Below are 14,710 nucleotides of genomic sequence, written 5' to 3'. Positions count from 1 at the left end.
GACATGCACCGAGAAATAATGATGCGGTTTTATAACCTGATATACCTTTTTGCCACTGTAATATTCTGTTAGCACTGAAAATGCCTTAACCATGACACTTTCACTTGCATGAGAGGTCACCGTCAGCATCGTTATTTCACACTGGCTATTTTTATAAGATACGTCCAAACATAAGAAACAACCTTTATGTTATGAATGGCTTTACTGTATGCGTTCCCGTCAAAAGCATAGGGAATAATACTTTCCATATTCAAACCAAGCGCAGTGGCTAATTCAACTATTGTGAGCACCGACTGTTCATTACCATAAGTGAAACACTGACCTGCGAATTTGCTTAACGTATTTCGCAAAACAGAGCTATGTAGTGATGGGCATGAATTCCATAACTTAACCGTTTGGTAATCCGTATTTTCATTAACAAATTCATAGAAATCACAGATAGCCAATTCGATGTCCTGACAATCATCATCCAGCAGTTGATCACGCACAGCGGCTGGCTGGCGCAACAACCAGGTAATCGCTTCAGCGCTTACCGTTCCGCCGTGGCTCATCGCATCATCCAGACTAATACGGCGGTAGAAGGTTTTACCCACTTCGCCAGATTCAGGGTTAAAAAACACAGCAGCAATAGCGGTAATTGCAGCGGTAGGTTTATCATCCATTGCTTCAATATCAATCATTAAATGTTGCATATATCATCCTTAACGTTTAACTGTGGTAAATTTCTTAATAGTATTTTCTTCATTATTTGATGAAAATTTAGTAAACGAGACAATGCTAGAAATATTTTCACATGAAGGGATATCACCACCAAACGCCATCATGGTGATTTTATGTATCTCGCAATAGTCTTCATACTCGTTATTAAACCGAGCCATTAATGTAAGACCTTCCAGACATTTAGCCAGTTTTAAACCCAATTCCATTATTTGCAGGTTATCGCTATGAACAGAGTAATTTTCTGTTTCAATCGCTTTTACCTGCTCATGATAATTTTTCAGAAGACTGCGAATAAGCGTGGCGTACTTAGCTTTCATGACGGTTCACCTAATCCTAGCCACATCAACCAACCATCACGAATTTCTTTCGGGCGGCTTTCATAGGCTAATTTCATGCCATCATTCCATGCAGGTAAATAGATCCAATATTCTCCAGCTCGGCCAGAAGTTGACTGCGGGTCAGTCATTTCAACAATTGGCAACTTCCCCTTCTCAATCATTCCCCTGACAGCAGCAGGCGTTTTACCAATGAGTTTCGCAAACTCTTGGTATGGAATTGCATCCGTACCAATGACAATTTGATTTCGCATCTGTTAACCTTCGTCTTGATCTGCTTAATGGGTTTCAATGTTCTCTAATGTGTCTCAGTGAACTTTAGAACTTCATGAAATCAGATAGAACATTTCGAATAATATTAGAGGATCTCGAAAACATGTCAACAGCAATCAGCGAAAAGCTTGCGCTTATTCGTGAGTCGGAAAGGCTAAATAGAAAGCAATTTGCTGAAATTACAGGGGTTCCTTACAGTTCCCTCACATATTACGAAAGTGGGAGGACTATCCCCCCAACTGACGTGATGATGAAAATTTTGCAACACCCACAGTTCAACAAATATGCAATGTGGTTCATGACTGACCAAACATATCCAGAATCCGGACAAATAGCGCCGGCGCTCGCACACTATGGGCAAGATATAACAACCTCGCAGCGCTAAGACCAAAAGACTGGCTGACTATTTATCGCGATTATATGCACGAAAAATGCATGTTATTGACAGCTAAATATCCGCCATACAACCACACCAAGCTAAGAACAAAGAGTAGATGTACCAATCGGAGGGTTTTCTTATGACAATCAAGAAACTCGATGATGGGCGATATGAAGTGGATATTAGGCCTGCTGGACGCAACGGAAAGCGTATCCGCAGGAAATTTGATAAGAAGAGCGAAGCTACAGCATTTGAAAAACACGTCCAGTTTAATCACCACGATAAAGAGTGGTTAGCCAAACCGATTGATAAACGCCAGTTGTCTGAACTGAAAGCTATTTGGTGGAAATACACCGGAATGCATGAAGAACACGGAAAATCATACTTACGCAAGATAGAGCGTTTTATTGATATGACGACCGATTTAAGCGCCTGCCAAGTAAATCGCACTGTGATAGCACAGTATTGTGCAAGTCGCAGAGCGCAAAGCGTCAAACCCTCCACTATTAATCGTGAGCTTACGACTCTGGGCGGTATGTTCACCTCATTAATTGAGGCTGAATTGTTTATGGGGGAGCATCCTTTCAGGGGAATCAAGCGTCTCAAAGAACAAACACCAGAAACAGGATATCTCACAGCAAACGAGATCGCTTTACTGCTAAGTCAGTTAAGTGGAGATAACCGATTGATCGCCGTTCTTTGCCTAAGCACAGGGGCACGCTGGGGAGAAGCCGCGAAGCTGAAAGCTGAAAATGTCGTCCATAACCGAGTCTCATTTGTTAAGACAAAAACCAACAAACCCAGAACAGTGCCAATTTCCGCTGAAGTAGCGCGGGAATTGGTGGGTGACAAGAAAGGTTTTCTGTTTCCCGATGCATCTTACAGCCTATTCAGAGAAATACTGAAACAGGTAAAGCCTGATTTACCTTCTGGCCAGGCAACCCATTCCTTGAGGCACAGCTTCGCTACTCACTTCATGATTAACGGGGGAAGCATTATCACATTACAGCGGATACTCGGGCATAGCAGGATTGAACAAACGATGGTTTACGCGCATTTTGCGCCAGAGTTTTTGCAAGATGCTATTAACCTGAATCCACTCGGTGGGAGTGTCCACATAAAGTCCACACCCTAGTGTTTTTAAATAGCTTTTAATGGCGTTAAAGGCAGTGCTGTAAGCGTGTTTGCGGTATTCAGCAAGGTTACAGCCAAAGGAAAAGGCCGCTTACGCGGCCTTTTTGAGTGACACAATTACTCTTTGGGAGAGGCGTTCTCTACCCTGCTTTTCAGCTTTTGCCCCGGACGGAACGTGACCACACGGCGCGCCGTAATCGGAATATCTTCGCCAGTTTTTGGGTTACGTCCAGGACGTTGGTTCTTGTCTCGCAAATCAAAATTGCCAAAACCTGACAACTTGACCTGCTCGCCATTTTCCAAAGCGCGACGAACTTCTTCAAAAAATAGCTCGACTAGGTCTTTGGCATCCCGTTTGCTCAGCCCGAGCTTCTCAAACAGGTATTCTGACATTTCAGCTTTAGTAAGCGCCATAGGTTCAATCCCTCAAGGATGCTTGGAATCGCTGTTTTAATGCTGCTACGCACTCAGCAACGGTAGCGGCAATTTCCTCTTCTGCCAGTGTACGCGTGGTATCTTGCAGTGTCAGGCTGATAGCCAGACTCTTATAACCTTCCGCTACGCCCTTCCCTCGGTACACGTCGAATAAGTTTACGCCAACTAACTGATTTGCGCCAACTTTCTTACACTCGGCCAAAATATCACCCGCAGGGACATTTTCAGCGACCACAACGGCAATATCACGACGGTTCGCAGGGAAGCGGGAAATCTCGTTCGCATCAGGCAATACGCGGTCTGCAACCTTATCCCACAACAATTCGAACACCACGGTGCGCCCGTTAAGATCCAACTTGCGCTCCAGTTCTGGGTGAATAACGCCAATAAATCCAATGCGTTCTCCGCACAGATAAATAGCAGCACTTTGTCCTGGATGCAATGCCGGATTATTTTCGGCTTTGAATTCAATCTCAGACAATTTGCCCGTCAATGCCAGTACCGCTTCCAAATCGCCTTTTAAATCATAGAAGTCAACGGCCTGACGCGCCAGATCCCAATGTTCTTCATAACGCGTGCCGGTAATCACACCTGCCAGCATCAGATCTTGGCGAATGCCCAGGTCAGCACTGGTGTCCGGTACAAAACGCAGACCGCTTTCAAACAGGCGCAGGCGGCTTTGTTGACGGTTTTGGTTATACACAGCGGCGCTTAATAAGCCACTCCACAGTGATAAACGCATCACCGACATCTCTGCTGAAATCGGGCTCGGCAGACTCAGCGAAGCTTCCTCAGGGTGGATTAACCCCTGAATTTTCGGGTCAACAAAACTGTAAGTAATTGCTTCCTGATAGCCGTGATCGACTAATAGTGCCTTAACGCGCTTCAATGACAATGACGCTTCACGATGCGCGGTCATGATCAACGGAGCCTGAGTAGGAATATTCGGAATGTTGTTGTAGCCGTAAATACGCGCGACTTCTTCAACCAGATCTTCTTCGATTTCCATGTCAAAGCGCCAGCTCGGTGCAGTCGCCTGCCAGCCGGTGTCAGTTCTCACCACGTTACAGCCTAAACGTTGCAGGATATCGCTCACCTGCTCATCGGCAATCACATGGCCAATCAGACGATTCAGCTTTTCACGACGCAACGTAATCGTTGCGCGCGTTGGCAAATCCGCGTCGCTGGTGACATCAACGACCGGGCCGGCTTCGCCACCACAAATCTCAATCAGCAAACGAGTGGCTCGTTCAATAGCTTTGTGTTGCAACGCCGGATCAACACCACGTTCATAACGGTGAGAGGCATCAGTGTGCAAGCCGTGACGACGTGCGCGTCCAGTAATCGACAGCGGGTTAAAATAGGCACATTCCAGCAGAACGTTTTGCGTTTCTTCATTGACGCCAGAATGCTCGCCGCCAAAGATACCGCCCATTGCCAATGCATTCTGCTGGTCGGCAATAACCAGCGTATCGGCGTTCAGCTTCGCTTCGTTACCATCCAGCAGCGTCAGCGTTTCGCCCTCTTTCGCCATACGCACAATAATGCCGCCGTTGAGACGGTCAAGATCGAATGCATGCATCGGCTGGCCGAGTTCCAGCAGAACGTAGTTGGTCACGTCAACCACGGGATCGATAGAGCGAATACCGCAACGACGCAGTTTTTCACGCATCCACAGCGGCGTTGCCGCCTTAACGTTGATGCCTTTCACTACACGGCCTAAATAGCGCGGACATGCCTGTGGCGCATCAACCTGAATTGGGAAGGTATCCTGAATTGTCGCGGCAACGGGCTCAACAGCCGGTTCATTCAACGCCATTTGATTCAATACCGCCACATCACGCGCCACACCGATGATGCCTAAGCAATCAGCACGGTTTGGTGTCACGCTGATTTCAATCGCGTTGTCATCTAACTTCAGGTAGTCACGAATATCCGTGCCAATCAGCGCATCTGCTGGCAACTCGATGATGCCATCGTGATCGTCGGAAATACCCAATTCGGAAAATGAGCACAGCATACCTTCAGACGGTTCGCCACGCAGTTTGGCAGCTTTGATTTTGAAGTCGCCTGGCAACACGGCACCTACCGTCGCTACCGCCACTTTCAGACCCTGACGGCAGTTCGGTGCGCCGCAAACGATGTCCAGTAGGCGATCGCCACCAACATTGACTTTTGTCACACGCAGTTTATCTGCATTCGGGTGCTGCCCACATTCAACCACTTCACCGACAAACACTCCGTGGAATGCGCCAGCAACAGGCTCAACGCCATCCACTTCCAGCCCAGCCATCGTGATTTGTTCGGATAACGTTTCACTGTCAACCGCCGGGTTTACCCACTCGCGTAACCAGAGTTCACTGAATTTCATGATGTATACCCGCCTTACTTAAACTGTTTGAGGAAACGCAGATCATTTTCGAAGAATGCACGCAAATCGGTTACGCCATAGCGCAGCATCGTCAGACGCTCCATGCCCATACCAAATGCGAAACCGGAATAAACTTCGGGATCGATACCAACATTACGCAGGACATTAGGGTGCACCATGCCGCAACCCAATACTTCCAACCATTTACCGTTCTTACCCATGACATCCACTTCTGCGGACGGCTCGGTGAACGGGAAATAAGACGGACGGAAGCGAACCTGCAAATCTTCCTCAAAGAAATTACGCAGGAAATCATGCAGCGTACCTTTCAGATTGGTGAAGCTGATGTCTTTATCGACAATCAGCCCTTCCATCTGATGGAACATTGGCGTGTGAGTCTGATCGTAATCGTTACGATAAACGCGGCCCGGCGCAATGATACGAATAGGCGGTTGCTGTTTTTCCATGGTACGGATCTGAACGCCTGAAGTCTGTGTACGCAGCAGACGCGTAGCATCGAACCAGAACGTATCGTGGTCAGCACGTGCGGGGTGATGCCCTGGAATATTTAACGCATCAAAGTTGTGGTAGTCGTCTTCGATTTCTGGCCCGGTGACCACCGAAAAGCCCAGCTCGCCAAAAAAGGTTTCGATGCGATCGATAGTGCGCGTCACTGGGTGCAAACCACCATTCTCAATGGTGCGGCCCGGCAGGGACACATCGATGGTTTCTTGCGCCAGACGCGCATTCAATTCAGCAGATTCCAACATTTGCTTACGGGCATTCAGCGCGTCCTGAACGTCTTGCTTAGCCTGGTTAATGACAGCACCAGCAGCAGGACGTTCTTCAGCCGGCAACTCGCGCAGCGAGGTCATCTGAAGGGTTAAGTGACCTTTTTTACCCAGATATTCGACACGCACATTTTCCAGTGCGGCAACATCCTGGGCCTCTTCTATAGCTGTTCTGGCTTTGGCAACCAGTTCTGCGAGATGTGGCATTGTGTTCCTCTTTTTCTGCCTATGCGGCCAACTGTCATGATTGAAGAATGTCGTTTTACTAAAAACGATAGTAAAAACCGATAATTATAAATAAAAAAGCCTCCCTAAGGGAGGCTTAAGCGCTACTTTTCGTTTCTTTTCTTACGCGCAAAGCCCCCTGAGTTCAGGCGCTAAAGTAAAAAAAGAAACGGAAAATAGCAGCGTTCATACTTGCTTTACCTTGTTTTGAGAACCACAAAAACGTGTAAATAGCCAACGGTATTGTAAACACCGAAACTATAGCGCTTGACGAAAAGAGGGAGCCAAAGCTCCCTCTCTCAACTGACTTACGCCAGTGCCGCTTTCGCTTTTTCGACCAGAGCGCTGAACGCTAACTTATCGAATACTGCGATATCGGCCAGAATCTTACGGTCAATTTCAACAGAGGCTTTTTTCAGGCCGTTGATGAATTTGCTGTAAGACAAACCGTTTTGACGAGCTGCCGCATTGATACGTGCAATCCACAGCTGACGGAATTGACGTTTACGTTGACGACGGTCGCGGTAAGCGTACTGACCAGCTTTGATTACTGCCTGGAAGGCAACACGATAAACACGCGAACGGGCACCGTAGTAACCTTTCGCTTGTTTCAATATTTTCTTGTGACGTGCACGGGCAACTACACCACGTTTTACGCGAGCCATATGCTCTCTCCTAAAGTCTTATTCTGAATTAAAAAAAGGTTACTTATGCGTACGGCAGACATGCGATAACAAGACCCAGATCCCCTTTGGAGACCAGACCTTTTGGACGCAGATGACGTTTACGCTTAGTTGACTTTTTGGTCAGAATATGACGCAGGTTAGCATGCTTACGCTTAAAACCACCGCTAGCGGTTTTTTTAAAGCGTTTAGCGGCGCCACGTACTGTTTTAATCTTTGGCATTTTTATTTCCACTTCGCATTGTTAATAAAACGAATCAGATAAGGCGAACAAAACCGCACAGATTTACTGCTTAACGCAAAATAAAAGCAGTGCGGTTCCGCTACTTGAATGCCTTACTGTTTCTTCTTCGGTGCTAACACCATGATCATCTGACGGCCTTCGATCTTCGATGGGAAGGATTCGACAACTGCCAGTTCACTCAGATCGTCACGAACGCGGTTAAGCACTTCGATACCAATCTGTTGGTGTGCCATTTCACGACCGCGGAAACGCAGTGTGATTTTAGCTTTGTCACCATCTTCCAGAAAGCGAACCAGGTTGCGTAGTTTGACCTGATAGTCGCCATCATCGGTACCAGGTCGGAATTTGATTTCCTTGACCTGAATAACTTTTTGTTTTTTCTTCTGTTCCTTTGTAGCCTTACTCTTCTCATAAAGGAACTTGCCGTAATCCATAATTCGGCAAACCGGCGGCTCGGCGTTCGGACTGATTTCAACTAAATCAACACCTGCTTCTTCGGCTTTTTCTAATGCTTCATTTAGACTTACGATGCCAAGCTGTTCGCCTTCGACGCCAGTTAGGCGTACCTCATGTGCGCGAATCTCTCTGTTGATGCGATTAGGACGCGCCGGTTGAACTCGTTTTCCGCCTTTAATACCTATACCTCCAATTGATGAAGACTACGGCTGCGAATCTCTTGCAGCAGCTTGCTGATAACTTCACTGACATCCAGGCTCCCCAGGTCTTTACCACGACGAGTACGGACAGCAACTTTTCCTGCCTCGACCTCTTTGTCGCCACAAACCAGCATATAGGGAACGCGTCGTAAAGTGTGTTCGCGGATTTTAAAGCCTATCTTCTCATTTCTCAAGTCTGCTTTCACACGAATGCCCGCTTCTTGCAATTTTTGGGTCAATTCGTTGACATAATCAGACTGGCTGTCGGTGATATTCATAATCACCACTTGAACCGGCGCTAACCAGGTTGGGAAGAAACCAGCGAATTCTTCGGTCAGAATACCGATAAAACGCTCCATTGAACCCAAAATAGCCCGGTGAATCATAACCGGCACCTGACGCTCATTACTTTCGCCAACGTAAGAGGCGTTCAAACGACCCGGTAATGAAAAGTCGAGCTGCACCGTACCACACTGCCACGCGCGATCCAAACAGTCATGCAAGGTAAATTCAATTTTTGGGCCATAGAACGCCCCTTCACCCGGCTGATAAGCGAATTCAATGTTATTTTCAGTCAACGCCGCCGCCAAATCGGCTTCAGCACGATCCCACATCTCATCGCTACCAATGCGTTTTTCAGGACGCGTAGACAGTTTCACCACGATTTTTTCAAAACCGAAGGTGCTGTACATGTCATACACCATCTTGATGCAGCTGTTCACTTCATCACGAACCTGCTCTTCCGTACAGAAGATGTGCGCATCGTCCTGAGTGAAGCCGCGCACGCGCATTAGGCCATGCAGAGAACCTGACGGTTCATTACGGTGACAGCTACCGAACTCAGCCATACGCAGCGGCAGATCGCGATAAGATTTCAATCCCTGATTGAAAATCTGTACATGGCCCGGGCAATTCATCGGCTTGATGCAGTATTCACGATTCTCTGATGACGTCGTGAACATCGCTTCTTTGTAGTTTTCCCAGTGGCCGGTTTTTTCCCACATCACGCGATCCATCATGAATGGACCTTTCACTTCCTGATACTGGTACGACTTCAGTTTCATGCGTACAAACGCTTCCAACTCGCGGAAGATCGTCCAGCCGTCGTTGTGCCAGAACACCATACCTGGCGCTTCTTCCTGCATGTGATACAGGTCAAGTTGTTTACCGATTTTGCGGTGGTCGCGCTTAGACGCTTCTTCAAGACGTTGCAGGTAAGAAGCCAACTGCTTTTTATCCGCCCATGCGGTGCCGTAGATGCGTTGCAGCATTTTATTTTTGCTGTCGCCACGCCAGTAAGCACCAGAGGTTTTCTGCAATTTGAAATGATGACAGAAACGCATATTCGGTACGTGCGGGCCACGGCACATATCGACGTATTCTTCATGGTGATACAGACCTGGATGATCGTCGTGGCTGATGTTCTCATCCAGAATCGCAATTTTGTAGGTCTCACCGCGCGCAGCGAACGCGTCGCGTGCTTCCTGCCAACTGACTTTTTTCTTGATTACGTCATAGTCAGTGTCAGCGAGCTCATGCATACGCTTTTCGAGCAGCTCAATGTCTTCCTGAGTCAGAGTACGGTCAATGTCAACGTCATAGTAAAAACCGTTATCAATAACCGGACCAATCGCCATTTTGGTATCTGGCCACAGTTGCTTGATCGCATGGCCCAACAAGTGCGCACAGGAGTGACGAATAATCTCCAGACCGGCTTCATCTTTGGCGGTAATAATGGCTAACTGTGCATCGGTATCGATCTTATCGCTGGCGTCAACCAGTTCGCCATTGACACGTCCGGCGATACAGGCTTTTGCCAGACCGGGACCAATATCAAGTGCAACATCGAGGGGAGAAACGGCGTGGTCGTAATGACGCTGACTTCCATCAGGAAGGGTGATAACTGGCATTATAATTCCCTTATTTACAGTGGTGAGCCACACGAAAGCTCACATGCAAAAAATCGCATATCAATTGAAAATCAAAAGTGTTACCCATGCTATTTCTCTGTACTCTGTGAAATATATACACATGATGCGAACACTACAGGCGCGCACTAGCGTGACATGGATAACGTCGGCGACAATAATACACCTTATAAGTGGTGTGTTAAAGCCGGATGGGTAGCCTGCGCATCGTTACCGCGCGATGAACAGGCCACGGGAGTGTTTACTGTGTTTGTGTCGATTTGAGCATCGCGTTATTTTTGCGGGAAAATCGGAAACCAAGCCAAATAACAGCAATCCAGAACGGAATTAAAATGACCGAAATGCGAATCCCCGGCGATAGCAGCATAATCACTAATATCCCCGCCAGAAATGCCAGACACAGGTAGTTACCCCACGGATACCAGAAGGCTTTAAACGCAGGAACAATCCCCTTCGCGATCATCGCCTGACGAAAACGCAGGTGCGCAAAGCAGATCATGATCCAGTTAATCACCAGCGTCGACACCACCAACGCCATCAGCAGTTCAAAGGCTTTACCCGGCATCAGGTAGTTAATCGCTACGCCAAGTGAGGTCGCCAACGCCGACAGCGCGATAGAACGAACGGGCACACCGCGCGCGTTAACCTTAGCCAAAGACTTCGGCGCATTTCCTTGTTTTGCCAAACCGTACAGCATCCGGCTATTACAGTATACGCCGCTGTTGTAAACCGATAATGCTGCCGTCAGTACCACGACGTTGAGCACGTTCGCCACCATATTGCTGTTAAGCGCATGGAAAATCAGGACAAACGGACTACCGCCGCCGACCACATTCCCCCACGGGTAGAGTGATAACAAAATAGACAGCGCGCCGATATAGAAAATCAGGATGCGGTACACCACCTGATTAGTCGCCTGCGGGATAGAACGTTTCGGATCGGCCGCTTCTGCGGCTGTGATCCCCACCAACTCCAGGCCACCGAATGAAAACATGATCACTGCCATCGCCATGATCAAGCCGCTTGCGCCATTCGGCATGAATCCGCCATGAATCCATAAATTACGAACCGTCGCCGTTTCGCCACCATTACCACTCAGCAACAGCCAACTGCCAAAGACAATCATTCCGACGATGGCAAGTACTTTGATAATGGCGAACCAAAATTCTGTTTCCCCAAACATCCGCACATTAACGAGATTGATCAGGTTGATCAGCACAAAGAAGATCGCCGCAGACAACCAGGTTGGCGTCTCCGGCCACCAGTATTGGATATAAATCCCCACGGCGGTCAACTCCGCCATCCCTACCAGAATAAACATCGCCCAGTAGTTCCAACCTGCGAGGAAACCCGCAAAATCACCCCAGTATTTAAAGGCAAAATGGCTGAATGAACCCGCTACTGGTTCTTCTACTACCATTTCACCCAGTTGCCGCATAATCAGAAACGCAATCATGCCGGCTATCGCATAGCCCAATAAGACGGACGGGCCAGCCATTTGAATAGTCTGCGATATCCCTAAAAACAGCCCAGTACCAATAGCACCACCCAGTGCTATCAACTGAATATGCCGATTTTTTAGCCCCCGTTTTAAAACCAGTTCCTGTTGATCGTTTGCTATGTTGTTCTGAGCATTTGCCATGTTGTTTTTATGCTTCCTGTAAAGCCTTCTTCATTTTTATAACAATGCCTGCTTACGCCCCCCGAATGAAAGCGGAGGCAAACAGGCAAAAGAAGTGTATTTAAGCGCTACACAGTGATTGGGCTATTAACGTTCAGGAATGACATTTTTGAACGTTAACTCCACATCATCACGACCGAGCTCGGCGACAAGCGCTTCAGGCTCGCTTTTCTCTACATTCTGGGGTAACAATTTTTTCAATAACGCTAGCTGCTGACGTTGCTGCTCTACGATCTCTTGCAGCAATTTCACCTGCTCATTCGCTCTGACGCTCGCCCGATTGACAAAAAACCAAACCAGTGCGGCCAGTAGCACAACCAGCAAGACAAAAACCACTTCTAATATGTTCACAACGACTCCACTTATCGCTACTTAGACAGACATCTACGGGCTATCTTAACACCAGGGCGTAACCAAATTCGATACCCGACGCCGTCCGTTATCCACAGCATGCTGATGCACATCGCTATCGTATTGGTGCAAAAAATAAAAAAACGTGGGAACGTTTTTCAACGTTGCTCACGACGGCCCGCCATAAAAAAAAGCCTGTCGACAAGGACAGGCTTAGCAAACGATAAGGAATATCAGAAAGGGTAATCGTGGTAGCCCATCTGTTCTGAGATATTTCTGGCTGCGGTGTGCAGCGTGGCCACATATTCGTGTTTATTCTCTTCTGAAAAACGAATTGTTGGGAAAGAAATACTGAGGCCAGCAATCACAACACCGAAGCGATCGAATACCGGAACAGCGATGCAACGCAGCCCTTCTTCCTGTTCTTCGTTATCTTCGCCGTAGCCTTGCTCGCGCACAACATCCAATTGGTTAAGAAGATCTTCAGCAGAACACAACGTATGTGGTGTGCTGCGAGTGAATTCTACCGTCGACAGAACTTCTTCCACTTCACCACGATCGCGCCACGCCAACAGCACTTTACCAATTGCGGTACTGTGCAATGGATTACGGCGACCGATGCGCGAATACATGCGCAGGTTATACATAGAATCAATCTTGTGGATATAAACGATGCCGTCTTCATCTAACGCGCCAAGGTGGATCGTTTCTCGCGTCAGCGCAGACAACTCGCGCATCTGTATATCCGCACTGCGGATTAAATCTACGTTCTGCAATGCTTTCGCACCAAGTTCAAACAACTTGAGCGTCAGCGAATATTTCTCCGATTCACCTTCCTGCGCAACATAGCCCAGGGATTTCATCGTCTGCAAGAAGCGGTAAACGGTACTCTTGGACATCATGACGCGCTGAGAAAGCTCGGTAATACCAATTTCTCTCTCTTCACCTAATGCCTGCAAAATACCAAAAACCTTTAAAACGGACGACACGGAATCGGGTTGTTTATCTAAATCTGCAATAGCCATTTTTGTGGTTACCCTACTCAGGTTTTTTTTGTTTTAAAAAAAATAGAACAATGGTTTTAGTATAAAGGGAACGCTTTGATTATGGCAATGGAGCAATAACGATAATCAAGTTAAGATTGAGAAATAACCGCGTCAGAGACTTAATAAAATAATATGTAAGTAAATATTTTAAAATAATCCGCGCCATAAAATGTGACGCGGACTTATTAGTATTATTAGTTCCAGACGGAATCAGGAACCTTCGCCAGATACAGCGCAGGTTTTCCATCTACGTCAGAAGTAAACAGGACTTGTTTATTATCCGGCGTGAAAGAAGGATGTGGGTGGGTGACCTGACGGTCGCCTTCCAACACTTCCCAAGATGTATTGTGTTGTGCTATGCGGTGTTCTTTGCCGGTTTTCAGGTTGAAAACATACAGGAACGGATCGTTCTCAATTTTGTAGCCACCATCATCCTGCACGTCGACTGGCGCATCGGAACCATCACCAACCAACAACGTGCCATCATAGTTACTCATCAGGTGAGAACATGGCGGCATGATGCGCAGTTGACGATCTTCTAGCGTAACGGGATCGATGCTGCGGATATAGCGGTTGGTATCGTCTTTAAGGTAAGAGACGTAAATCATCGCAGAACCATCTGGCACCCAGAATTCGTGGGTACAGCTTTCGCCTTCTGCATGCTCTTTCACTTTACGCATGTTGGTACCGTCTTCGTTGATGAACCACATACGGGCATCAACCAAATCGTGTGGACCTTCATGGCAGAATGCGACCGTATTGTCATCGCCTGGACGGTAAATTGGGTGACCCAGCCATTGGTTTTCCTGAAGGATCGTCTCTGCTTCGCCCGTTACCAAATCGACGCGAATCAGACGGCAGCAAGGATTAGTGAAATAGAATTCCTGGAATTTTTTCCAATCAGTCAGTGGCTTCCAGTCTTCTTTTTTGATCTCAATACCGACCATTTTAGTGCAATCGGAATTGGCAACCCAAGTACCGTAGCCAACCCAGTCATCAGGCACCTGATAAATGGTTTTCTCTTCCAGCGTAGCCAGATCGACGCGCATCAGGTTACGGGTATTTTTAACGTAATACAGCGCATCGTCATTCGGGGACAGGAAACCACCGAAGGTGTTGTCGCCTTTGCCTTCCGTCAACTGCGTGGCATTCTGCTCTTTTAAATCCAGCAGATAATAGTTCCATGGACCATCAAACGCCGCACCAAACAGCAGTTTGCTGCCATCGTTGAAGAAACATTTCTGGTAGAAATAGTTGCGGTGGCAGATAACATCGGGCGGGGTTAAACGCACAACTTCGGTGCCGGTTGCTGAATCCTGATAGGTATGGAACGTTAGGGGAATCTTGTTACCTTTGGCCATCCGTAAATCCTTAGAACTTATCATGAAGAATCTGACGCCACACGCGCATACTCTCCGATAACCTGATATTCCGCTCGCCCAGCGAGTCGGCCACGCC

The 14,710-nt window shown here is 47.5% G+C and carries 17 protein-coding genes and 1 other annotated feature; of the genes, 2 read left to right on the top strand and 15 right to left on the bottom strand.

What is annotated here, in order from left to right; genetic code table 11:
• Window positions 1-131: 131 nt before the first annotated feature.
• From A6301_RS00470 to A6301_RS00460, 3 genes are read right to left on the bottom strand one after another with little or no spacing between them, the layout of a single operon-like run.
• The gene (locus A6301_RS00470; RefSeq protein WP_234256843.1) at window positions 132-692 is read right to left on the bottom strand and encodes a 3'-5' exonuclease; all 561 of its coding nucleotides are present in this window, start codon (window positions 690-692) and stop codon (window positions 132-134) included.
• 9 nt (window positions 693-701) lie between these two features.
• Complete coding sequence (locus tag A6301_RS00465) at window positions 702-1,037, bottom strand: hypothetical protein (protein WP_234256842.1); 336 nt, start codon at window positions 1,035-1,037, stop codon at window positions 702-704.
• Complete coding sequence (locus tag A6301_RS00460) at window positions 1,034-1,309, bottom strand: regulatory phage cox family protein (RefSeq protein ID WP_234256841.1); 276 nt, start codon at window positions 1,307-1,309, stop codon at window positions 1,034-1,036. Before A6301_RS00460 ends, A6301_RS00465 begins: the two co-directional genes overlap by 4 nt.
• A 122-nt stretch (window positions 1,310-1,431) precedes the next feature.
• On the opposite strand from A6301_RS00460, the gene A6301_RS00455 reads away from it, so the two are divergent.
• Window positions 1,432-1,713: a helix-turn-helix transcriptional regulator gene (locus A6301_RS00455; protein ID WP_234256840.1), complete on the top strand. Its 282-nt coding sequence runs from the start codon at window positions 1,432-1,434 to the stop codon at window positions 1,711-1,713.
• A gap of 133 nt (window positions 1,714-1,846) precedes the next feature.
• Entirely contained in the window at window positions 1,847-2,842 is a 996-nt protein-coding gene (locus tag A6301_RS00450; RefSeq protein ID WP_234256839.1) for a tyrosine-type recombinase/integrase, read from the top strand.
• 116 nt (window positions 2,843-2,958) lie between these two features.
• Here the strand turns inward: A6301_RS00450 and ihfA are convergent, their stop codons facing one another.
• The 12 genes from ihfA to ogl all read right to left on the bottom strand — a co-directional run bounded on the left by ihfA (window position 2,959) and on the right by ogl (window position 14,613).
• Window positions 2,959-3,255, bottom strand: coding sequence for an integration host factor subunit alpha (gene ihfA, locus A6301_RS00445; RefSeq protein ID WP_005968881.1), 297 nt, complete (start codon window positions 3,253-3,255; stop codon window positions 2,959-2,961).
• 4 nt (window positions 3,256-3,259) lie between these two features.
• The gene (gene pheT / locus A6301_RS00440) at window positions 3,260-5,647 is read right to left on the bottom strand and encodes a phenylalanine--tRNA ligase subunit beta (RefSeq protein WP_234256838.1); all 2,388 of its coding nucleotides are present in this window, start codon (window positions 5,645-5,647) and stop codon (window positions 3,260-3,262) included.
• A gap of 14 nt (window positions 5,648-5,661) precedes the next feature.
• Window positions 5,662-6,645, bottom strand: coding sequence for a phenylalanine--tRNA ligase subunit alpha (pheS, locus tag A6301_RS00435; protein ID WP_039489639.1), 984 nt, complete (start codon window positions 6,643-6,645; stop codon window positions 5,662-5,664).
• Between the two features lie 89 nt (window positions 6,646-6,734).
• Window positions 6,735-6,859 (bottom strand) — a sequence feature (Phe leader region).
• Window positions 6,809-6,853 carry a pheST operon leader peptide PheM gene (gene pheM, locus A6301_RS00430; RefSeq protein WP_106120997.1) on the bottom strand — a complete coding sequence of 15 codons (45 nt, stop codon included), beginning with the start codon at window positions 6,851-6,853 and terminating at the stop codon, window positions 6,809-6,811. Its footprint overlaps the feature before it by 45 nt.
• Window positions 6,860-6,971: 112 nt before the next feature.
• On the bottom strand, window positions 6,972-7,328 hold the full coding sequence (rplT, locus tag A6301_RS00425) for a 50S ribosomal protein L20 (protein ID WP_005968887.1): 357 nt from the start codon (window positions 7,326-7,328) through the stop codon (window positions 6,972-6,974).
• A gap of 43 nt (window positions 7,329-7,371) precedes the next feature.
• Entirely contained in the window at window positions 7,372-7,569 is a 198-nt protein-coding gene (gene rpmI / locus A6301_RS00420; protein ID WP_010275699.1) for a 50S ribosomal protein L35, read from the bottom strand.
• Between the two features lie 113 nt (window positions 7,570-7,682).
• The gene (gene infC / locus A6301_RS00415) at window positions 7,683-8,225 is read right to left on the bottom strand and encodes a translation initiation factor IF-3 (RefSeq protein WP_107170606.1); all 543 of its coding nucleotides are present in this window, start codon (window positions 8,223-8,225) and stop codon (window positions 7,683-7,685) included.
• A gap of 2 nt (window positions 8,226-8,227) precedes the next feature.
• Window positions 8,228-10,156 carry a threonine--tRNA ligase gene (gene thrS / locus A6301_RS00410; protein ID WP_234256837.1) on the bottom strand — a complete coding sequence of 643 codons (1,929 nt, stop codon included), beginning with the start codon at window positions 10,154-10,156 and terminating at the stop codon, window positions 8,228-8,230.
• A gap of 259 nt (window positions 10,157-10,415) precedes the next feature.
• The gene (locus A6301_RS00405; protein WP_205542319.1) at window positions 10,416-11,816 is read right to left on the bottom strand and encodes an amino acid permease; all 1,401 of its coding nucleotides are present in this window, start codon (window positions 11,814-11,816) and stop codon (window positions 10,416-10,418) included.
• 126 nt (window positions 11,817-11,942) lie between these two features.
• Window positions 11,943-12,206 (bottom strand): YebO family protein, encoded by a 264-nt coding sequence (locus A6301_RS00400; protein WP_107170609.1) that lies wholly within the window; start codon window positions 12,204-12,206, stop codon window positions 11,943-11,945.
• 233 nt (window positions 12,207-12,439) lie between these two features.
• Window positions 12,440-13,231: a DNA-binding transcriptional regulator KdgR gene (gene kdgR / locus A6301_RS00395; RefSeq protein WP_107170610.1), complete on the bottom strand. Its 792-nt coding sequence runs from the start codon at window positions 13,229-13,231 to the stop codon at window positions 12,440-12,442.
• Window positions 13,232-13,446: 215 nt separating this feature from the next.
• Entirely contained in the window at window positions 13,447-14,613 is a 1,167-nt protein-coding gene (ogl, locus tag A6301_RS00390; RefSeq protein WP_107170611.1) for an oligogalacturonate lyase, read from the bottom strand.
• Between the last annotated feature and the right edge of the window lie 97 nt (window positions 14,614-14,710).

Origin of the sequence: Pectobacterium sp. IFB5596, assembly GCF_021432585.1 — a bacterium.
In the GTDB taxonomy this organism is placed as follows: Bacteria; Pseudomonadota; Gammaproteobacteria; order Enterobacterales; family Enterobacteriaceae; genus Pectobacterium; species Pectobacterium punjabense.
Note: the sequence above shows the minus strand (reverse complement) of the source record. Positions and strands in the feature narration are given on the sequence as shown.

Bases quoted from the DNA above. Each gene is read 5' to 3' on its own strand.
- A6301_RS00470 (WP_234256843.1), bottom strand. From the start codon at position 692: ATGCAACATTTAATGATTGATATTGAAGCAATGGATGATAAACCTACC.
- pheS (WP_039489639.1), bottom strand. From the start codon at position 6,645: ATGCCACATCTCGCAGAACTGGTTGCCAAAGCCAGAACAGCTATAGAA.
- A6301_RS00455 (WP_234256840.1), top strand. From the start codon at position 1,432: ATGTCAACAGCAATCAGCGAAAAGCTTGCGCTTATTCGTGAGTCGGAA.
- ogl (WP_107170611.1), bottom strand. From the start codon at position 14,613: ATGGCCAAAGGTAACAAGATTCCCCTAACGTTCCATACCTATCAGGAT.
- A6301_RS00450 (WP_234256839.1), top strand. From the start codon at position 1,847: ATGACAATCAAGAAACTCGATGATGGGCGATATGAAGTGGATATTAGG.
- pheT (WP_234256838.1), bottom strand. From the start codon at position 5,647: ATGAAATTCAGTGAACTCTGGTTACGCGAGTGGGTAAACCCGGCGGTT.
- kdgR (WP_107170610.1), bottom strand. From the start codon at position 13,231: ATGGCTATTGCAGATTTAGATAAACAACCCGATTCCGTGTCGTCCGTT.
- A6301_RS00465 (WP_234256842.1), bottom strand. From the start codon at position 1,037: ATGAAAGCTAAGTACGCCACGCTTATTCGCAGTCTTCTGAAAAATTAT.
- A6301_RS00460 (WP_234256841.1), bottom strand. From the start codon at position 1,309: ATGCGAAATCAAATTGTCATTGGTACGGATGCAATTCCATACCAAGAG.
- A6301_RS00405 (WP_205542319.1), bottom strand. From the start codon at position 11,816: ATGGCAAATGCTCAGAACAACATAGCAAACGATCAACAGGAACTGGTT.
- thrS (WP_234256837.1), bottom strand. From the start codon at position 10,156: ATGCCAGTTATCACCCTTCCTGATGGAAGTCAGCGTCATTACGACCAC.
- rpmI (WP_010275699.1), bottom strand. From the start codon at position 7,569: ATGCCAAAGATTAAAACAGTACGTGGCGCCGCTAAACGCTTTAAAAAA.
- ihfA (WP_005968881.1), bottom strand. From the start codon at position 3,255: ATGGCGCTTACTAAAGCTGAAATGTCAGAATACCTGTTTGAGAAGCTC.
- rplT (WP_005968887.1), bottom strand. From the start codon at position 7,328: ATGGCTCGCGTAAAACGTGGTGTAGTTGCCCGTGCACGTCACAAGAAA.